The sequence below is a fragment of the Argonema galeatum A003/A1 genome, assembly GCF_023333595.1.
Lineage (GTDB): Bacteria > Cyanobacteriota > Cyanobacteriia > Cyanobacteriales > Aerosakkonemataceae > Argonema > Argonema galeatum.
In genome coordinates this window covers 85,155-105,624 of the sequence record NZ_JAIQZM010000023.1, presented here as the reverse complement: position 1 = coordinate 105,624, position 20,470 = coordinate 85,155, and the positions used below count along the sequence as shown (strand labels likewise).

The 20,470-nt window shown below is 46.5% G+C and carries 13 protein-coding genes and 2 pseudogenes; 3 read left to right on the top strand and 12 right to left on the bottom strand.

The window, feature by feature from the left end; genetic code table 11:
* Positions 1-85: 85 nt before the first annotated feature.
* From LAY41_RS21850 to LAY41_RS21795, 12 genes and pseudogenes are all read right to left on the bottom strand, one after another.
* Positions 86-1,105 carry a DNA-methyltransferase gene (locus tag LAY41_RS21850; protein ID WP_249102883.1) on the bottom strand — a complete coding sequence of 340 codons (1,020 nt, stop codon included), beginning with the start codon at positions 1,103-1,105 and terminating at the stop codon, positions 86-88.
* A 179-nt stretch (positions 1,106-1,284) separates the two neighbouring features.
* Positions 1,285-1,668, bottom strand: coding sequence for a hypothetical protein (locus LAY41_RS21845; RefSeq protein ID WP_249102882.1), 384 nt, complete (start codon positions 1,666-1,668; stop codon positions 1,285-1,287).
* Positions 1,665-2,576: a TIGR02587 family membrane protein gene (locus LAY41_RS21840; RefSeq protein WP_249102881.1), complete on the bottom strand. Its 912-nt coding sequence runs from the start codon at positions 2,574-2,576 to the stop codon at positions 1,665-1,667. Before LAY41_RS21840 ends, LAY41_RS21845 begins: the two co-directional genes overlap by 4 nt.
* 86 nt (positions 2,577-2,662) lie before the next feature.
* Positions 2,663-3,115 (bottom strand): nitrate reductase associated protein, encoded by a 453-nt coding sequence (locus LAY41_RS21835; protein ID WP_249102880.1) that lies wholly within the window; start codon positions 3,113-3,115, stop codon positions 2,663-2,665.
* Between the two features lie 397 nt (positions 3,116-3,512).
* Complete coding sequence (locus LAY41_RS21830; RefSeq protein ID WP_249102879.1) at positions 3,513-3,986, bottom strand: phosphate-starvation-inducible PsiE family protein; 474 nt, start codon at positions 3,984-3,986, stop codon at positions 3,513-3,515.
* A 14-nt stretch (positions 3,987-4,000) separates the two neighbouring features.
* A complete protein-coding gene (locus LAY41_RS21825) occupies positions 4,001-6,316 on the bottom strand; it encodes a molybdopterin oxidoreductase family protein (protein ID WP_249102878.1) in 2,316 nt (771 codons plus the stop codon).
* Positions 6,317-6,453: 137 nt separating this feature from the next.
* Positions 6,454-7,986, bottom strand: a complete 1,533-nt coding sequence (locus tag LAY41_RS21820) for a NarK family nitrate/nitrite MFS transporter (RefSeq protein WP_249102877.1) — start codon at positions 7,984-7,986, stop codon at positions 6,454-6,456.
* A gap of 92 nt (positions 7,987-8,078) precedes the next feature.
* Positions 8,079-10,100, bottom strand: a complete 2,022-nt coding sequence (locus tag LAY41_RS21815) for a ferredoxin--nitrite reductase (protein ID WP_249102876.1) — start codon at positions 10,098-10,100, stop codon at positions 8,079-8,081.
* Between the two features lie 580 nt (positions 10,101-10,680).
* Entirely contained in the window at positions 10,681-11,514 is an 834-nt protein-coding gene (locus LAY41_RS21810) for an ABC transporter ATP-binding protein (RefSeq protein WP_249102875.1), read from the bottom strand.
* A gap of 386 nt (positions 11,515-11,900) precedes the next feature.
* Positions 11,901-13,688, bottom strand: a pseudogene (locus LAY41_RS21805) (ABC transporter ATP-binding/substrate-binding protein); the annotation flags it as partial.
* A gap of 43 nt (positions 13,689-13,731) precedes the next feature.
* Positions 13,732-14,265: pseudogene (locus tag LAY41_RS21800) on the bottom strand (ABC transporter substrate-binding protein); the annotation flags it as partial.
* A 291-nt stretch (positions 14,266-14,556) separates the two neighbouring features.
* The gene (locus LAY41_RS21795) at positions 14,557-16,095 is read right to left on the bottom strand and encodes a ferredoxin--nitrite reductase (RefSeq protein WP_249102874.1); all 1,539 of its coding nucleotides are present in this window, start codon (positions 16,093-16,095) and stop codon (positions 14,557-14,559) included.
* 854 nt (positions 16,096-16,949) lie between these two features.
* Between LAY41_RS21795 and LAY41_RS21790 the strand changes: the two genes are divergently transcribed.
* From LAY41_RS21790 to LAY41_RS21780, 3 genes are all read left to right on the top strand, one after another.
* Positions 16,950-17,771, top strand: a complete 822-nt coding sequence (locus tag LAY41_RS21790) for a hypothetical protein (RefSeq protein ID WP_249102873.1) — start codon at positions 16,950-16,952, stop codon at positions 17,769-17,771.
* A gap of 170 nt (positions 17,772-17,941) precedes the next feature.
* Entirely contained in the window at positions 17,942-19,213 is a 1,272-nt protein-coding gene (locus LAY41_RS21785; RefSeq protein ID WP_249102872.1) for a HEAT repeat domain-containing protein, read from the top strand.
* A gap of 126 nt (positions 19,214-19,339) precedes the next feature.
* Positions 19,340-20,305, top strand: coding sequence for a LysR family transcriptional regulator (locus tag LAY41_RS21780; RefSeq protein WP_249102871.1), 966 nt, complete (start codon positions 19,340-19,342; stop codon positions 20,303-20,305).
* Positions 20,306-20,470 lie beyond the last annotated feature (165 nt).

The window sequence follows — 20,470 nt, the reverse complement described above, 5'->3', positions numbered from 1 at the left end:
GAAGTCTGTGGTAAAATTTTAACCAACGATGACAACAGACAATTTGACGAGATCACTCATATTGTTGTCGATCGCAATTAATAATTTACCCTTCAACACCAAGACAAGCATTCTCTTCAAATCTGATTTGGGAAGCTTCGATATAGTTTTTGTCAATTTCAAAAGCTAACCATTTTCTCTGCATAGTTTCTGCGAGACGACCCGTCATATTTGAACCTGCAAAAGGTTCTAGCACTAAATCGCCAGGTTCGGTACATAAATTGATGATAAACTCAGGTAAAGCTGGCGGAAATCTGGCGGGATGTGGTTTAAATCCTTTTTCTTTACATCTTCTTTGATAGTAATCATTTGATGATGTGTTTGATGCTGAAATTACGTTTACTGGCTGTACCAAATCGCTTAGATTTGTGCCATTTGGATAAGTCAAGACTGGATCTCCCATTTGTGTCGAGTCTCCTTCATCTCTGCCATCGATAAGATTAGGTGGTATTGCGCCACCTCTGTCATTATTAAACTTTTTGGAAATATCGTGTCCTGATGGTCTTAGTCTTGCAGTGTAACCATTTTTAAGAAGATTCTGCATGGCTTCGCTGTAGGGTTTCAAAACTCTTCTGTTATTCGCTTTTGGATGGGGATTTTTTGCTAGCCACCAGACGGTATTGACGGCATCTTTAACTCTTTCTCTTCTGACTGTGACCCACTCGGCAGGGGTAGGAAGTTTGGCTGGATTATACCAGTACAATTCTTGTGCTAAGTAGAAACCAAGACCGCCTTTTTCGGGGGGTTTGCAAAGTTTAATAACAAGCTCGAAGTGATATAGCGATCGGGCCGGATAACCCTTGATCCAGCTACCGCCAATATCGATAACAAGCGACCCTTTGGGCTTAAGAATGCGGTGAAATTGTTTGGCAAATGGTTCAAACCATTCAATATAGTCTTCAGCGTCAACATTGCCATACTCTTTCTTTCGCAGGAGAGCAAAAGGCGGCGATGTGCAGATTAAATCAATACTTTCATCTGGAACTTGTTGCAGCAAATTTAAGCTATCGCCAAGATAGGCAGCACCAAGTTTAGTTTCGTAATATGCTTTTTGATTCAGTCTCATAAATACGGGTCTTTCAGAATTATTATGCTAATATTCAAAATTAACATTTTGTAGGGGCACGGCGTCATCAATATGTCGGTTATACCAATATTTTAATTAGCTGTGCTACTACGACCGCATATTTGACCCTAAAGAACTGTTAGATCATCATCATTTCTGCCAATAGCACGAATTTGATATTACGGTTTTTCATAACCGAGTGCGCGTGCTTTCATGCGGGCGGTGCGAGGGTCTGTTTCAAAATTAACCCAGCCTTCTCTCGTAGCGCCACGAGGCAGAAATGCAATTTCAAACTCAGCACTCTCTTGTTCTTTGTTGCTGCTTTCCAGGACAACTTCAATCTGAACGCCTTCGGCTGTTAGATCTCCGTGATTGGTAACGGAAACGGGAACGATAAAGTGTTGCATGATTGGCTGCGGTTCGCCAAGCCGAACTTCGATCGCTGGCGGCGCGTTACCCAGGGTGGCGGCATCGTAAATCAGGTAGCCCAGCGTACTAGCGACAAGAAGCAAACCAACCGCAAAGACAACCCACTCTAGCCAGTTTTTTTCTAGATTTTTCATGTTTGCAGTAAAAGCCTTCCAGCAGAGGCACCGAGTGTAGCAGGCAATGCCAGCACAACTGTTTGGGCCACCCAAGTAATAGGTGCAACTCCGTCAAAGCGCCCGAAAAACCACAGGATTGACGCAGAGGCAACCAGTGCCACAGCATAGGTAACAATCGTGCCGGAAACATTAGTAAATAGACTTTCGCTGCGAGTAAACTGTTTCGCACCGACGAAGTTGCTATAGAAAAGGATGAGGGCATCAAGAGTCATTGAAACCAAGACTAGCCCAATCAATCTTTCTGAAGAGATTTCAATGGCGATCGTAATAATCTCTTCTGTCGGTGCAACGTTGGCAGCAAATAGCACCGCGCCGCACAAAGAAATGACCACCTGCGCCCCGAAATTCACCTCTTCTCGATCGGGACTGGGGGAACCCGTTTGCTGTCCATCGCCCTTCATACCGCTATCAGCTTCTTCTGGATTTTCACCGCCTAGTTGCGCTGTACCCACCGAGACGCCAATGGCAACCGTCATTGCTTCGATAACTATTTTCCCAACAATTTCGTCGGCAGTCATGTCAAAGGTGATGCGCCCCAGCAGCCAGAGAAAGACTGTGGCAACTAATATTCCCAGTCCCAACTCTTCCACAGAATCGATTACGACCTCTAGGCGACTGGCATCCCGCCGCAAACCTGCGTAGCGGTTGTAACCCAGTAGCAAGGTAAAGGTAGCGAGGAAGTAAAGGAAAATCCGCAGTGGATGTTCGGTAAAACCAGCCCACCACACTTCCATTGTGTAGATGAGTGGCAGGCTGAACATTATGCCACCAACTATGCCTCGCAAGTATTCTTGAAGCGATTCGGCTAGCGATCGCGCTTTTCCCAGCTGGGCAGCTGGGCGACCCTTGCCTGTTTTGGAACTCATAGCCATCTGTTATATGGGCTACAAAATTTTTTGCAACCTATGCTCAGTTTACTATGTTGGCGATCGCTCAATCCGACACTATACGCCTAAGCCAGGTGGAATTCCTGAAGTGCTGGCAAAAAGTTGAGATTTTCGTGACTGGGACGGCTGAGTTTAATTAAAGCAAAACGCTTTAGAGGAGTTAGATCTGCCCATTGTTCCGGCGTCACCGTCACGCCAAATTCCTGGGCTTTCTCCTCAAGGACAGAAGGTACATTTATGCTATCCATCCAAGCTGGGTGAGATTCTACAGGAAGTTCGTCTGCGGGTGTGCCAGTCTGTTCTAAAACCAGCTGGTGCAGAAATTGCTTATAAGCTTGAATTTCGTCAGCGGTGGTGCAAGGCATCTCAACTATATCTTGGCGTTCCTCTTGACTAAAGTGATTCCAATGGGACAATTTCAGTTTGATGCCGCAGGTATCTAATTTGAAGCGCACCTGCATGGGGATGCAGCGCAAGGAATCAACAAAATCTGCCTCGAATTGAAAGAAGTCATTCATTGGGCATTGGTGATTGGTGAAGAGGGAAATTTAAAATTTCAGATTGCAGATTTCAAATTCCTGCTTGAATTGATAATTTTACCTTCTAAATTTTAAATCGGAAATCTGAAATTTTACTCCCTTCCCGATGGAAGACTATGTATAGTGGTCGGGCGAAGCATTGCGGGATTAATCTTAACTCAAAACCGAAACGTTTATTCCGCAATGCTTCGCCCCTACATAATCTTGTGGCGCGAACGGAGTAATATCAAATCCGTCTGCGTCGGAATTGTTCGTTTTTCCCCTCTTCCCCTCTCTCCTTCTCCCCTCCCCGTGGGACGGGGAGGGGTTGGGGGTGGGGTTGCCCCTCTGCGGCCATAATGATTCAGACACAACCGGAAACGATATAAAAGTGCATCTATTCATGATGCGACTTACTATTAATATGGCGAACAATCCAGTAACTGATAGATAGAGCAATAATTGCGATACCTAAACCGATTATTTCTGTACCATCTATTTTTTCTAAGTCAAGAATAATAATTTTCCGAGCTACCGCAATTAAAGAAGTAACGATGACTAATTCTACTTGAATAACGTGCTTTCGTAGGTAAGCGGTGATATTTTCTAAAATCTCCAGCGCAATCAATATATTTAGAAATAACCCAAAAAGATCGACCAAAAAATCATTAAATCTGCCGATTGAACGGTCAAATATTAATTCTTTGCCAAGAATGATTCCCAGATCGATAACTGCAATGAGGATGACAACAATCATTGCTAAGGAGAGGAGTTTGGAGACAAGAGTTTCGATAATTTTGATGAAGCCTAGAAACTCCTCGTCCTTGCCAGCGCGGCTGATTTTTCTGGATACGTCCCGCAAAAATCCCATTTTTTAGGTCTATTTCATAAAGAAGGTGATGCTGAGAGGATACTAGATTTTGGGGTTTGCAGCAAAGTGTCAGTTGCGGCTCGATCGGCTGTAATTGGCACTAATTGTACGGCGCAGGCTTTTAGTTCGGGTTCTAGGGAGTCAGGACAAGCTTCTGGATGGGTGAGGGCGTTTGCTTCGGCCCGATCGGCCCAGAGTGCGCCCCAGTGCATGGGAACAAAGACTGTTCCGGGTGCGATCGCTTGCGTGACTTTGGCTGGGAATCGGGCCATACCGCGACGACTGCGGACTTCCACCCAGCTTTCATCCTCAATCCCCAACTTCCCGGCATCGCGGGGATGTATTTCGATAAAGGGATTCGGGTGCATTTGCCGGATTTTCTCAATCCTACCTGTCCGGCTTTGGGTGTGCCAATGACCGTAAAGACGCCCATTAGTTAGAACAAAGGGATAGTCCGGATCGGGTGGTTCCGCCAACCCTCGCGAGTGATAAGCACCAAAGCGAGCGCGTCCGTCGGGGGTATGGAAGCTTAAATCTGTGTAGAGCCTTGATGAAGTTTCTTGGGTTTTGGGTTTGGCTTTTTGGGGTTGAATTTCGTGAGTTTCGCCAACACCTAAAACTCCAACACCTTCAATAGCTTCGCCGAATGAGCTAGACTCATTACCCGATAAGCCATCGGGACAAGGCCACTGCTGAGGGCCTTCAGTTGTCAGCCTCTCGTGGCTTATCCCAGTCATATCGCAGGGACGCCCACGAGTCAGTTGCACAAACTCTGCATAAACTTCAGCGGAGTTAGTAAATTTAAACTGTTCTGCGAAGCCCAAACGGCGTCCCACCTCAGCAAAGATTTCCCAATCTGCCCTTGCTTCTCCCGGTGCATTGCGAAACGCCGAACACAGAGTCACCCGCCGTTCGGAATTAGTCATAATGCCAGTTTTTTCGCTCCACTGGGCAGCTGGGAGGAGAACGTGAGAGTAATCGGCCATTTCCGTGGGGTAGTAAGCGTCTTGAGAGACTGTAAAAGGCGATCGCAACAAAGCCTTCTTCGTGCGTTCCAAATCCGGCATACTCACAGCTGGATTAGTAGCTGCAACCCAATAAAAGCCTACTTCACCAGCCTCTAAACTGGTAATCATCTCCCACGCTGAAAGACCCGCAGTAGGCGAAATCCGTCCTTCCGGCAGTCCCCAAAACTTTTCTACTTCTGATCTATGTTGGGCATTTTTCACACTGCGGTAGCCCGGTAGCAGGTGGGCCAAACCGCCAGCTTCTCTTCCCCCCATTGCATTCGGCTGACCTGTGAGGGAAAATGGCCCCGCTCCCGGCGTGCCAATTTGACCTGTCATCAGGTGCAGGTTAATAATCGTGCGGACTTTCGCTGTTCCTTCCGAGGATTGATTGACCCCCATCGACCACATAGACAGAACTCGCTGGGACTCACCCCAGTAACGCGCTGCTGTTTCCAAGTCATTAACTCTGATGCCGCACTTCCGGGCTACTAACTCTGGCGGATAGTGACGAATTACATCGGCATAGGCGGGAAAACCGCTGGTGCATTCGTCAATAAACACCGTATTAATATAACCCCAGCGCATCAGCAGATGGGCCATGCCATTCATTAGATCGATGTCCGTACCTGGTTTGATTGCCAGATGCAGGTCAGCTGCCTCAGCAGTGGCAGTCCGACGCGGATCGACCACAATCATTTTGACTTTGCCGTTATTCTTTTTGTGGTGTTTCCGCAGTCGATTAAAGATAATTGGGTGACATTCAGCAGTGTTGGTGCCGATTAAAAAAGCACAATCTGTCAGTTCCAAATCGTCGTAACAACAGGGCGGCCCATCAGAGCCAAAACTTTGAATATAGCCTGCAACTGCCGATGACATACACAGACGGGAGTTGGCATCAAAGTTATTGATACCCAGACACCCTTTCATCAGTTTCTGGGCGATGTAGTAATCTTCTGTTTGGAATTGACCGGAACCATATATACATACGGCTTCTGGCCCTTGGGTGAAGCGAACGGTTTGAATGCGGTTGACTATTGCGTTGAGGGCTTCATCCCAGGTGACTCGCCGGAAGGGTCGATCGAGGGATTCGCGCATCATTGGATAAAGCAATCTGTCTTTGTTCAAGGATTCGGCGATCGTCGCACCTTTAACGCAAACCATACCTTGACTGGAGGGATGTGCGCGATCGCCCTGCACCTTCCACATAGGATACCCTTGAGAGTCACGATTCACGGGTTTACCCGCTACAGCTGGCGGCGATACCTCCAAACCACAGCCTACACCACAGTATGGACAAAGTGTTTTACTTGAGTCAGTCATAGCATTTTCACCGTTATTGGAAATTGGTCATTAGTCATCGGTCATTAGTCATTGGTCATTGTTGATTTTTCATTCTTCATTGTTCAATGACTAAACAACTGACTACTGACCGCTGACTACTGACTAATGACTAATGACTACTCTTTTTCTTGTTCGTAAGCCAGCCTTGATTTGGGAAGGGTGGGAATTTCCTTTTCAAGTTGTACTTCTTCGGCTTCGCCTTGATAGTGTGCGGCAAATGAGCCTTTCGGTTCTTTCAGGAAGAAGGCACAGAGGAAAGCGCAGACCAAGGCTGACACACCCATTGTTGTAAAAAGAGTTGGAGCGTCGGTGAGGCTGAAAATTGTCAAGAATACCACGCCGCCGAAGTTGCCATAAGCTCCCACATTTCCAGATACTTGTCCAGTAATTTCCTTTTTGATTAGAGGTACGATCGCGTATGTAGAGCCGCAACCTGCTTGAGCGAAGTAGGCACAGAACATGGTAATCGCCATCGCCATCGGTATAGACCAGCTAGCATTGATAAAGTGAGCCATCAGATAGCCGACGCCTACGCAACCAGCGAGTATCGTCATCGTCCACTTCCGGCTACCCAACTTATCAGAAATTAAACCGCCACTGGGACGAGAAACCAAGTTCAAGAATGGATAGCAGGCGGCAATCATCCCTGCCACGACGTGCTCTAGGGAAAAGGTTTTTTCAAAGAATCCGGGCAGCATGGAAACGGCAGCAAGTTCCGAGCCAAAGGTGACTATGTAGCACATCTCTAGGATGGCGACTTGACGGAATTCATAACGTTCGGATGGTGAGTAAGTTTTCTTACCTTCTACTACTTCCTTGTTTACGTGCCAAGCTTTGATAGTTTGGTAAACAAATAGCCATCCTAAGAGGAACCAGGCAATTAGCAATCCCTCGTTGTTGAGGAAGTGAATTTTAGGTTGAGCCAACCGCCAAGCTAATAAGCATAGCGCAAAAATTAACCCAAAATTCGAGACGAGCATCGCGTAATAGCTACGGGCGCTAGTGACTTCGATCGCGCCACTTCTCTTCGGCTTTCTGTAAGCAACACCAGGAGGGGTATCTTCCACGTTGTTGTAGTAAATCCAGCCGTAAATTGCGGCTACGATGCCTGTAAGTGCGATCGTTAAGCGCCAGTTAGTCGAGCCTCCTGCTAGGAAACTTGCAGAAAGTGCAATTGTAGGCAGGGCGAACTCGGCTCCAAATGCACCGAAGTTACCCCAACCACCATAGACACCTTCCGCAATGCCAATGTCTTTCGGTGGAAACCATTCAGACACCATGCGAATGCCAACCACAAATCCCGCGCCAACAATGCCCATTAGCAGACGGCTGATAACTAATTGGCTGAAATTCTGAGACATCGCTGTAGCCAAACATGGCACAACCGCAAACATCAGCAAAATTGAGTAAGTGATGCGCGGGCCAAATTTATCTAGCAACATACCAATAATGATCCGCGCCGGAATCGTCAAGGCAAGATTGCAGATCAGCAATGTCTTAATTTGGGCATCTTCTAGATTTAACTCCTTACCAATTGTTGTTGCAAAAGGAGCGAAGTTGAACCAACATACAAACGTCAGAAAAAAGGCGAACCAAGTCAAGTGCAATATTTTGAATCGCCCTTTTAAAGACCACATTTCTAAAAGCATGAAAAACCTTCCTAATAAAACACACAACTAAATTGTCGGTAGTCCGCAGTCGGTAGAGATAAAAGAATCCCATTACCTATTAGCATTTTTTTTCAAGCATCGATCGCAACCCGTCCGACCGGGTGAGAGATGCAGGTCAAAATCAAACCTTGTTCGCGATCGCTATCTTCGAGAGCTTCGGGTTCTCCCTCATATTTCACCTCACCTTCCAGCAGCTTCTGTTTGCAGGTTCCGCAAGTTCCCGACCGACAACTGCTAGGAATATTAACTCCTTCTCGTTCGGCAATATCTAGAATGAATTGCTGTCCGTCGCAGTTAATTTCCTTACCCGATTTAGCAAAATAAATTACCGCTGGTTGGGAAACTTCCGGTGGTTTGGCTGGCGCTTCAGGCACAGGAGAAAATGTTTCCGATTTGCCGTTTACAGAAGCCGCGTCTGTGCTTATAGAAGGAGCAAAAGACACCTCTTCAATTTGAATTCGTGCGGCAGAATTGTTAGTTTCTTTTTCCTCTTCCGTCTTTGGTCTGGCACCAAATTGTTCGATTAACAAATCCTGCAATATCGGCTTCAAATCATCGCAAGGGATACCCTTTTGCACACAGCTACCCAGCTTGGCATCCTTACCCACCTTGCCACCCATCCAGAGGTCAACGCCCTCCAAGGTTTTGCCATCCTTGCGCGTCTTCGTCCCCATCAAACCGATGTCAGCTACTTGCGGTTGACCGCAGGAATTCGGACAACCAGTCCAGTGAATTCGCACTGGTTTGGCAACGGATAACTCTGCTGACAGTTCCTTAATTATCCCCAGCGCCCGATTTTTCGTTTCAATCAGGGCGAAACCGCAGAATTCACCGCCGGTGCAAGAAACTAAAGCCCGCTGCAAAGGTTCGGGATTGATGGAAAACTTTTGCAGCAGAGGTTCGGCTAAGAAAGGTTTCAGGCGAGTATCTGGAATATTGGGAATAATCAGATTTTGCTCGACTGTGAGACGAATTTCTCCACTGCCATAAACTTCCGCCAATCTCGCCAGTTCAAACATATCCTGGGCGTACATCCGACCGATGGGAACGTGCAAACCAACATAATTTAAGCCGTATTGGTTCTGACGATAAACGCCGATATGGTCGCGCTTTTCCCACTCGATTTCATCTTTTTCTGCTTCTGGTTGCATAGGATGCCCCAGATATTTTTCGACCTCAGATCGAAACTTTTCTATACCCAATTCATCAATGAGCCACATCAGCCGCGACTTTTGTCGGTTTGCCCGCAGTCCTCGATCTCTATAAAGTTCTAAAATAGCTCTGCTGACTGGCACAACATCTTCGGGTGCAACCCAGGCATGAAGAGGAATGGCGGCATCGGAGCGTTTGGCAGAGAAGAAGCCACCAACCAGGACGTTAAAACCTATGACTTTACCCCCCTCCGTCCCCCCGCTACGGGGGGAAGATGAGGAAGAATTTTCATTCTTGTACGCAGGGATAAAGGCGATGTCATTGATTTCGGCATGAACTGAGTTGTCGCGACAACCAGCGACTGCAATGTTGAACTTGCGGGGTAAATTGCTGAATTCGGGATTACCTTCCCCATTATTAGTAATCATGTCTTGCAGGTTGCGTGCTATGCCCCGCGTATCGATCAACTCATCTGCATCGATACCGGCGACTGGCGAACCTGTGATGTTGCGTACATTGTCCATGCCAGACTGAATGCTAGTTAAACCAGCTTCTAGCAGACGGTTGAAGATATATGGTACATCTTCAATTTGGATGCCTCGTATTTGGATGTTCTGCCTGGTGGTGATATCGGCGTTACCTTCATGCTGAAATCCAGAAGCCTTTGAGTAGCGTTGCACGATTTCAGCTAGCACGCCCATTTGAGTACTGGTTAAGATGCCGTTGGGCAGCCGCAGCCGCATCATAAATTTGCCGGGTGTGACTGCGCGATAGAAGAAACCCATCCATTTCATGCGATAGTCACGGTCATTTTCATCCATCGCCTCCCAACCTATTTGGGCAAAGTGTTCTAGCTCTGCCTTTACGGCTAGGCCGTCTTTTTCGGCTTTGAATTTTTCAAATTTGTTCTGTGTTGCTGTTGCTGGGGCGGTGCTGGTCATTGATTAACCCTCCTTATTTGGGGAAAGGGAAGATTTTTGATTTTTGATTTCAAATTTAAGTAGAAAGGGAAGATTTTAGATTTATAGAAGAACTTTACTTTTAAATCTAAAATTTTAAATCTGAAATCTGAAATTCCCTAGTCACTGGTTTAGGCAGCATATCTTCTGAGTAATTGATTGGAATTTCTTTTCTGTAAGATTAGACATTTTAATCAATTAAATTGGTAGACTTTGCTACAAAGCAAAAGCTTAATCTTACAGATCTGCCTTTGGAGGGATAGATAATCAACGGAGGATGACAACCTTGTCTGGTTTGAGCAAGTTTGATTCGATCGCTTGCAGGCTTTCGCATCTGTATTGATCCACCCGATCTGCTCTCTGGATTTGTCTATATAGCTACCCTATGAGAATAAAGCGACTTAATTCGTATAGATAGTTACAAAAATGGGGTAAATATGAATTCAGTGCATATCAATAATGCTGTTTGTACATCAAACGTACTTCCCAGGGGGATTGACATTAGTCATTAGTCATTAGTGACCCAATGCCCAATGCCCAATGCCTAATGCCCCTAGTTTGGTCAATCTAAATGGGCGAAGCGCCGGAAGAGGAAGTCCAAGGCGTGATTGCGGAGTTCGTAGTATTGGGGATCTTCCATGATGGCAGCTCGATCGCGCGGACGAGGAAAAGGAATATCCATAATTTCACCAATCGTAGCGTGGGGGCCATTGGTCATCATCACTAGACGATCGCACAGAAACAGCGCTTCGTCGATGTCGTGGGTAATCATCAGGACGGTGACTCGATGTTCGCGCCAAATTTGCAGGAGTTCTTCTTGGAGTTCTTCCTTGGTGATGGCGTCTAATGCGCCGAACGGTTCGTCCAAAATCAAGACTTCGGGGCGGATGGCTAAAGCGCGCGCGATCGCAACTCGCTGCTTCATCCCCCCCGACAGCTGGCTGGGGCGCTTATTCGCAGCTTCCGTCAGCCCCACCATAGCTAGGTGTTCATCGACAATCGCCTTTTTCTGAGCCTTAGATTTGTTCGGATAAGCTGAGTTGACGGCTAGGTATACGTTGTCAAACGCGCTTTTCCAAGGCAAAAGGGCATAGTTTTGGAACACCATCATGCGATCGGGCCCTGGTTTGGTAATGCGGGAACCGCGCAACCGCACTTCGCCTTCCGTCGGCTTATTGAAACCAGCCACCATGTTCAGCAGCGTTGATTTACCGCAGCCAGAGTGACCGATCACACACACAAACTCCCCCTCGTACACCGTCAAATCGATCGCTTCCAAAACCGTATAGGGGCCTTTCGGAGTTGGATAAACCTTAGAGACATTTTCGATCGTCAACAAAGGGTTACTGGTAATTAGCTGTTTCACTTCGACGCTGGTAGGGTTGATGGCTTGCATAGTTGTTGTTTGCTAATTGCTTAAAAAGGATAGTCAGTAGGTCAGTAATCAGTAGTCAGTAGTCATATCATCTTCTTAGCCATCCTTTGCCTAAAAATTCGCCCTCTTATCTGCGTTCATCTGCGTTCATCTGCCTTCATCTGCGGTAAAAATTTAATCAACGATGACAACAGACAATTTCTGGATATCGCTTATATACTACCGATGCTACAGATCCCCCTAAATCCCCCTTTTTAAGGGGAATTTTAATTCCGGTTCCCCCTTTTTAAGGATCGTTTCGAGCCCCCTAAATCCCCCTTTTTAAGGGGGACTTTAATTCCGGTTCCCCCCTTTTGAAGGGGGGTTAGGGGGGATCGGATTTGTAGCAGGATTTTAGAGAATTGATATTACGCTGCTTTTCTGGCGGGAGAATCATCGATCGCGATCTCTTTAATTTGGAAATTGCGTTTAATTTCCAAGCGGTTGAGATAACCAATCGGGTCATCGGGGTTGAAGATAACGCCGTCAAAGAGTTTAAATGGAACGCGATCGGGTTCTATATCGGGCCATCCCAGTTGCCGTGATGCTTCGCCAAACAAATCTACCCGGCGCACTCGTTCTAGAACTTCGATCCAGTTCTTGGGGAAAGAAGTAATGCCCCAACGCGCTAGCTGGGTCAAAATCCATAAGCCTTCACCTTTACTCGGACAGTTGCTATTGTCGTAGTGAAACTGGTTGAATTTGGGCAGGACTTGGGTTGGCGCACCAGTACCCCGGTTGTAGTGACCTAAGAAACCGGGACTGATATATTCAGCAGAAGTATCGATATATTGAGGCTGACAAAGCAATTGTAGGATTTCTTCGCGATTTCGGCGATCGTCGCAGTAGGCGCAAGCTTCTAAAAGAGCTTTGAGTAAGGCAATATGGGTTTGGGGAAACTGGTTTGCCCAATCCTCGCGCACGCCAAGCACTTTTTCAGGATTTCCCGGCCAAATATCGAGGTCGGTGGCGATGACAAAGCCTAGTCCTTCGTAGACAGCGCGACAGTTCCAAGGTTCGCCGACACAGTAGCCGTCAATGCTGCCATTCTTGAGGTGTTTCACCATATCTTCTGGTGAAATCACCGCCAGATTTACGTCTTTATCTGGATCGATTCCTCCTGAAGCTAGCCAGTAACGCAGCATCAGGTTGTGCATGGAGGATTCGTGTACGACGCCCAGAGTATAAACTTTATCTTTGCTTCGAGCGATCGCACTTTTAAAATCTTTAAGGGTGCGTACTCCTTGTTCAAATAACTCATTACTTAAGGTAATGGCATTACCGTTGCGACTGAGGACGAGGGCGGTAATCGTATGTATAGGTGTAATGCCACCCATACCTAATGTCATGGCTAAAGGCATCCCTGCAACCATTGGGGCGGCGTCTAGGCGTCCGGATGCGATGCCTTGCGCGATCGCATCCCAACTTTGTTCGCGGCTGAGGTTGACATCTTCTAAACCATGTTTTTTAAAGAAACCCATTTCTTTAGCAACTACCAATGGGGCGCTATCTGTGAGGGGAAGAAAGCCAATATCTAACTTGAGCTTTTCTAAACCTTCAGAAACCGCACCTTTGCTTGCTGTTGTTTGCTTCGCCTTGCGTTTCTTGTCCCGCTTTTGCTGGTTGAGGAAGTTAATCATCTGATTACGCAAGTCGTAGTAACTGGGATGATTTACCACTTCCAGGCGCTGGCGGGGTCGGGGGATGGGAACTTCCAATATCTGACCGATGTGAGATTGAGGGCCATTGGTAAGCATGACAATTCGGTCAGATAGCAGCAGCGCTTCATCTACATCGTGCGTAACCATTACGCTGGTGACGTGACTTTCCTCACAAATTTTCATCAACTGTTCTTGCAAACCACCCCGCGTTAAGGCATCCAAAGCCCCGAAAGGTTCGTCCAACAGCAGCAATTTGGGGCGAATGGCTAAGGCGCGTGCGATCGCAACCCGCTGTTTCATCCCGCCGGACAACTCGCTGGGTCGCTTGTCCGCTGCGTGTTGCAAGCCCACCAGCTCGATGTGATGTTCTATAATTCCTCGGCGTTCTCCCTGTGGGCTGTCCTTGAAAACTCGGTTCACCGCCAAAGCGATATTCTGACGCACACTTAGCCAAGGTAGTAGAGAGTAGTTCTGGAATACCACCATCCGGTCTGGCCACTTTGAGGTCGTTTTTGCCAGCTGCTTTCGCTTTAGTCAAGGCATCTTTCAGCACTTTGCTGTCTAAACCAAGCTTTACATCTTTATAAGTATTAGCAACAGAAATTGCCTGACCGTTGGTATTCAACCGCGCCAAAATGTACATAGGCAAAGGTTGATTGGTTTTAGTTTGGCCCAATGTCATGAAGTAAGGCATGGGGCTTAAGATGTGCGCTCCATCAATGCCGCCGCCTGCTGAACCTGTCTCTAAATTGTCGCGAGTTACCGGCCAAGAAGCTTGTTTGAGGATTTCGATATCCTTCATGCCGTACTTTTCAAATAACCCTTTTTCTTTGGCAATTATTAGGGGTGCAGAATCGGTTAGGGCGATAAATCCCAACTTGGCAGTTGTAACTTCTGGTGTGTCGGTAGCGCTGACATTTACCGCTGGTACTGCGGTGGAAGCAGCTGTGGGGCTGGAAGTCTGGGTAGATGCGGTATTGGAGGAGTTGGAGGTACAGCCGTGAGCTAGTAGGGTACCGGCTGCGGTTGCTCCTGCGGTAATAAGGAATTGTCTTCTGGTAAATCTTGTCATTTTCATTCACCCTGGCGGTAGTTAATTTTTTGGTTGTGACTTCGTAGCAGTCACACAATGCTTTTGCGAAAACTTGATGCCGGAACCTGACACTGCAATATACACGGATAAACTTGATGGAAAAGTATCCTTTTTAACAGATCGAGGCAGAGTTATACGATTTTGGATGAAAAAATTTTGGATTTTAGATTCAATTTGCAATTCTTCAATCTGAAATTTTAAATTGCCCGTTCCCTGTTTCCCCACAAATTTGAAATCTGCAATCTGAAATTTTAAATTTCCCAACGCGATCTACTTTTCCTTTAATTGAGCCCCGAAGCGCTGGATTAACAAGTCTTGTAAAATAGGCTTCAAATCTTCACAAGGAATGCTTTTCATGACACAGCTGCCGAGATGAGCATCTTTGCCAACTGTGCCGCCCATGTAGATGTCAACGCCTTCGAGAGTTTTGCCATTTTTTCTGACTTTGGTTCCCATCAAACCAATGTCGGCGACTTGGGGTTGAGCGCAAGAATTAGGGCAACCAGTCCAGTGAATACGCACTGGTTTGGTTAGAGATAATTCGGCTGACAGTTCCTGAATTGTCTCTAGGGCTCGGTTTTTGGTTTCTATTAAGGCAAAGTTGCAGAACTGCGCTCCGGTGCAGGAAACTAATGCCCGTTTTAAAGGTTCTGGGTTGATGGAAAATTTCTGCAATATTGGTTCTGCTAGGAAAGCTTTTAAACGAGAGTCGGGGATGTTGGGAATTATGACATTTTGTTCGACTGTGAGGCGGATTTCGCCACTGCCGTAAACGTCTGCTATTCTGGCGAGGTCAAACATATCTTGGGCATACACTCGTCCGACGGGGATGTGCAAGCCGACGTAGTTCAAACCTGGTTGTTTTTGCGAAAAAATGCCGATATGGTCGCGTTTTTCCCAGATGATTTCATCTTTTTCTGCGGCTGGTTGGAGGGAATGTGCTAGCTGTTTTTCTACTTCGGCTCGGAATTTGTCTATTCCCCATTCATCGATTAGCCACATTAAGCGTGCTTTTTGTCGATTTGCTCGCAAACCGCGATCGCGATAAAGCTCTAAAATAGCAATGCACAAGCCCACAACATCGCTGGGTGGAACCCAAGCGTTGAGCGGTACGGCGGCTTCGCAGCGTTTGGCGGAGAAGAAGCCACCGACTAGGACGTTGAATCCTAATATTCCATCTTTATATGCGGGAACGAAGGCGATATCGTTGATTTCGGCATGGACGGAGTTGTCGCGACATCCGGCGATCGCAATATTAAATTTCCGAGGCAGATTGGTAAAAGCGGGGTTGCCTTCGCCGTTGTTGGTGAGCCTGTCTTGCACTTGACAGCAGAGTCCCCGCGTGTCGATGAGTTCGTCTGCGTCAATACCCGCTACGGGTGAGCCAGTGATGTTGCGGACGTTATCCATGCCAGATTGGATGCTGGTTAAGCCCGCTGATTTCAGCTTACAGAAAATATCGGGTAAGTCTTCTATGCGAATACCGCGCAATTGAAAGTTTTGCCTGGTGGTGATGTCGGCATTGCCGTCACAGCCGTATCGCTGTACGATTTCGGCTAGGGTTCGCATTTGATTTGTGGTAATGATGCCGTTGGGCAGTCTCATCCGCATCATGAATTTGCCAGGGGTGACGGGACGGAAGAATATGCCTAACCATTTGAGCCGATGCTCTCTGTCGGTTTCATCCATTGCTTCCCAGCCCATCCTGGCGAAGTCTTCTAGCTCGGCTTTGACTGCTAATCCATCTTTTTCGGCTTTAAATTTTTCAAATTTGTTCAGACTTACGGTTGCTGTGGCTGCGTTTGTCATGTATAATCCCTCGTTCCCTACGGCATCTCTTGGTGACCGCTTGTTTGCTTGTGCAGAGCTAGAACCTGAAAGTGGCTTTTCGGTGCTAAATAGGACGCTCGATCCTTAAGCCAGTGTTATGTTTTTTTATTTGACTGTTTCTTTGTATTAAGCTAATGGGACTATATGTTTCAATTCGTATCTTTAATTACAAAATCTTTATAAATATGAATTTATTGCATAGACCTTATGCTTTTTTGACATTTTTACCTTCGGCAGGATTGACGGGCCATGCTTTATAGCTAGTCTCTAGTGCAAGTGGTCAGTGGTCAGTGGTCAGTGGTCAGTTGTCAGTGGTCAGTTGTCAGTGGTAAAAATCAAGATTTCCAGAGCAATCATTGGCAATTTTTAGTGGTGAGTTATTTCCGCCATCCTGCACTGGCTATTTTCCCACTTCTTTTGTGGTAATAAATTTTTTTTAAACTCTTTTTTTGTTTCCTTGTTCTCCTATTCTGCTGTCTCGCTCGCAAAATTTTCTTTTCTACTCGCTTCTTCAGCTTAACGCTACTTATTATTATTAAGTCTCCTTATTCTGGTTTCTAATTAGTTCATTCGTACTATTCCATCCTTTTTTGTTGATGTGTGACAGTTGAGGGTGCGGAATGTGGGTTATAATGCGATCGCCCAGAGTGTAAGAACCTGGTAAGCCACTAACTTGACCAAGGCGGGGAACTGACGAGTCTGCGTTTCCCAGTACATCCTCATATATTAAGGCATGAGCTGGCTACTATCTGAAATTGGAGGGGATACTAACCACCGCTGATTTGAGCCATTAGGCAGCTTGGGTAAATGTAAGTCAGAGCAGAGGAACGACAGTGTTGAGAAAAAAGATTAATCCATTACTGCTGTGGAGCATCACATTTATTGCTCTGACGCTAAATTATTCCCCAAGCATCTCTTTAGTGGCGACAGCAGAGCAAAATCAAGCTCCGATAATACGCCCTTCAAATATTCTTGATGTTGTAAGTAATAAAATCAAAAACCAGCTTAACATCTCTCCCAGAGAATTAGCTGCATACGCCAATAAATTACTAGCGGAAAAAGGATTCGATTACGAGTTTGACGTTTGTGAAATTATTGGTCTTGAGCGATTGAGACAAATTACGTTACCTTCAACAATTACCTACTCGCACGCGATGACGCAGCTAGTAGGGGGAAATATCACCCTTAGATTTATCAGCCGCAATCCTGGGGCTGGAGCCTGCGGTGAATGTTTATCGCAAATTCCCATCCTTCAAGTGACACAACAAGAAATGGTTGTAATGTCAGAAGGTAAACGCTATCAACTAAAGCGACCAGCAGATTTTGGTTTAGATGAAGCGGCGTTGGTAGATGAAACGATGAAGAAGGTTTTGCGAACGTGGCAGTTGCCATATCAAACCGTACCAGAAGGTATCTCTGCTGATGGTACGAAACTTTATTTGGCAATTTATGAGGAGCAACTTGATGCTCTAGTTTTAGAATTATCAGAAGATGGAAAAGTCCAATTTAAGGCTCGGAGTGATGTTAACTTGCAAGGAGAAGGTGAAAGGATAGAAAACCATCCTAAAGAACCTGGAAATGACTATCTTATGTTTATGGGTGTTAATGTTGGGGGTAAGAAATATATCCTTAAATATAGTGCGCCTTGCACTTAAAAAGTTCCTAATTGACGCTGCGGTGCAATGCAATAGTTTGATAATTGCATTCACTCGTCGGTTTTAACCGCAGATAAATACGGATGTTTGACCACTGATAAGCGGATTTTTTGGATAATTAAATAACTTAGGAAGATGGTTGAGCTTAAGTCGAAGGGGGAGCTAAATTGATGATGTTGAAGGTTGTAGAAGAGGCCACTATTGCAGCAGAACAAGAAAACTGGGCATTGCTAAATCAATACCTCCGGGGGCTTATAGAGAGTGAAAATTTGGCGGCGATCGATCGCAAACAGGTGCTAAATTGGGCCTTAGAAATTCTGGAAGCGGGGGATTTTCAAGAACGCTGGGATGTGGCAAAGGTGTTTCCCAACTTGGGAAATGAGGCGATAGCTCCTCTGATTTCTATCTTGTCAGACGAAGAAGCAGATGAGGAATTGCGCTGGTTCGTGGCGCGTATACTGGGAGGGTTCGATCGCCCAGAAGTAATTAACGCTTTAGTCGAAATCCTGGAAACCTCCGAAAGTGAAGAATTAACGGGTATCGCAGCAGAAGCGTTGGCTAATTTGGGTCAATCTGCCGTTGCAGCTTTGACGGATTTGTTAGCAGAAGAAGACACGCGGCTATTAGCAGTGCGATCGCTTTCCCATATCCGCCGTTCGGAAATAATTACGCCCCTCTTAGGCGTCGTCCACGACAAGCAAGAGTCGGTGCGTGCGGCTGCTATTGAAGCGCTCAGCAGTTTCCACGACCCCCGCATACCCCCCGTACTGCTACAGGCTTTGAAGGACTTCGCTGCGCCAGTTAGACGGGAAGCTGCGATCGGTTTAGGTGTAAGAGCTGACTTACAGGAAGAAGTAGATTTGGTCAACCAAATCGTACCCCTGCTTTCGGACTTCAACCTGGAAGTTTGCGCTGCTGCTGCAAGTACCCTGGGACGCCTGAAAACTGATGCTGCTGCCGATGCGCTATTTCAAGCATTGCTAAAGCCAAACATACCAATATCGTTGCAACTGCATTGCGTCCGTTCTTTAGGCTGGATTGAGACACCAAAAGCTTTAGGATATTTGCAACAAGCACTTACCTTTGAGCCAGTAGATATATATCAGGAAATCGTGACAGTTTTGGGGCGAGTCGAACAGCCGGATTTAGCACCTCAAGCTGCTGGAATTTTAATCGACGCTTTGAAATGCCAGCATCAAGCGGCTCAACATCCCAGCGTAAAACAAGCAATGGCAGTGAGTTTGGGGCAGCTTAAGAATCCTCAAGCTATAGATCCTCTGATCGATCTGCTGGCAGATCCTGATTTGGGAGTAAGGCTGCACGCCACCTCTGCCCTCAAAAAATTTCCCAGTGCTTTAGCACAATTACACCAGATCGCTGCGGACAAAAATCTCATGCCGGAACTCAAACAAGGAATTGCGATCGCCCTACAGGAATTTTAGATTTGCAATTCTTCAATCTGAAATCTGCAATTCTCCATTGCCAGGTTGTATCAAATTCTACTAAAATGCAGCCGCAGATCGGCTAAGGTCGAGGCAAGACCTAATTGTAATGCGGGCTACATCATCATGCGCGTCGAGCAGTTGCAGGCATTCCTGGCGATCGCTGAAACCGGCAGCTTTCAGCAAGCAGCGCGAAAATGTGGCGTCACCCAATCCACGATCAGTCGGCAGATTCAGTCGCTGGAGACAGATGTGGGTCTGTCGCTATTTCACCGGAGTAACCAGGCAAAGTTAACTCTGGGAGGCGAACGCTTTTTACCACGCGCCCGGAAAATCTGCCAGGAGTGGGAAAATGCGACACAGGAATTAGCAGAGTTATTGGCAGGGAAACAGCCAGAACTTTGTGTGGCGGCGATTCCTTCGATCTGCGCTTATAACTTGCCGCCAGTATTGCAGAAGTTCTGTCAAGACTACCCAGCAGTACAATTGCGAGTTACTTCGCTAGGCAGCGATCGCGCTTTGAAAGTCCTTAAAGATGGGCTTGTCGATGTAGCTATTGTCATGAATAATCGCTTTTTAACCGCCAGCCCGGAAATGATCGTTGATGTGCTTTACAATGAACCGATTGAGGTTTTGATGGCGGCAAATCATCCGCTTACGCAGTACGAACGAGTACCGTGGTCTGAAATAACCCGTTATCCGCAAGTGGTGTTTAAGGTTGGCTATGGGATGCAACGCTTGATACAAGACCAATTTCAGCGTCTGGGTGCAACTATGAATGCAGTTTTGGAACTGAATACGTTGGATGCTTTTAGAGGCATGGTGCGACAAGGAGATGCGATCGCTTTACTGCCCAAAACAGCCGTCTTTGACGCCCATTACGATCCAAGTCTAGCAGTGCGATCGACTGGCGAACCAACTTTAAAGCGTCAGGTGGTATTGGTAACAAGTTGCGATCGCATTCTAATTCCACCAATTCAGCATTTTCGCAACCTCGTTCACAAGTTAATCGGCATCCAAACCGAACCGCTAGCGGTGGCGTCACCAACTACAACTATCCCCACTTCTTTACCTCGTAGTATTGCAATATAGCCATTAGTCATTAGTCATCGGTCATTAGTCATTGGATAAGAGAAAATCAATAACCGATGACTCTAATAACAAATGACAACAGAACTCACGCCCCCCTGCCCCCAAATCTGGGGGAGAACAAGTCTTGTCCCCCTCAGATTCGGGGGGTTAGGGGGCTTTCTGAGT

Excerpts from the sequence above, each read along its gene's own strand:
- LAY41_RS21825 (WP_249102878.1), bottom strand. The coding sequence starts at position 6,316 with ATGACTGACTCAAGTAAAACACTTTGTCCATACTGTGGTGTAGGCTGT.
- LAY41_RS21850 (WP_249102883.1), bottom strand. The coding sequence starts at position 1,105 with ATGAGACTGAATCAAAAAGCATATTACGAAACTAAACTTGGTGCTGCC.
- LAY41_RS21835 (WP_249102880.1), bottom strand. The coding sequence starts at position 3,115 with ATGAATGACTTCTTTCAATTCGAGGCAGATTTTGTTGATTCCTTGCGC.
- LAY41_RS21780 (WP_249102871.1), top strand. The coding sequence starts at position 19,340 with ATGCGCGTCGAGCAGTTGCAGGCATTCCTGGCGATCGCTGAAACCGGC.
- LAY41_RS21820 (WP_249102877.1), bottom strand. The coding sequence starts at position 7,986 with ATGCTTTTAGAAATGTGGTCTTTAAAAGGGCGATTCAAAATATTGCAC.
- LAY41_RS21795 (WP_249102874.1), bottom strand. The coding sequence starts at position 16,095 with ATGACAAACGCAGCCACAGCAACCGTAAGTCTGAACAAATTTGAAAAA.
- LAY41_RS21815 (WP_249102876.1), bottom strand. The coding sequence starts at position 10,100 with ATGACCAGCACCGCCCCAGCAACAGCAACACAGAACAAATTTGAAAAA.
- LAY41_RS21840 (WP_249102881.1), bottom strand. The coding sequence starts at position 2,576 with ATGAGTTCCAAAACAGGCAAGGGTCGCCCAGCTGCCCAGCTGGGAAAA.
- LAY41_RS21830 (WP_249102879.1), bottom strand. The coding sequence starts at position 3,986 with ATGGGATTTTTGCGGGACGTATCCAGAAAAATCAGCCGCGCTGGCAAG.
- LAY41_RS21785 (WP_249102872.1), top strand. The coding sequence starts at position 17,942 with ATGATGTTGAAGGTTGTAGAAGAGGCCACTATTGCAGCAGAACAAGAA.
- LAY41_RS21845 (WP_249102882.1), bottom strand. The coding sequence starts at position 1,668 with ATGAAAAATCTAGAAAAAAACTGGCTAGAGTGGGTTGTCTTTGCGGTT.
- LAY41_RS21810 (WP_249102875.1), bottom strand. The coding sequence starts at position 11,514 with ATGCAAGCCATCAACCCTACCAGCGTCGAAGTGAAACAGCTAATTACC.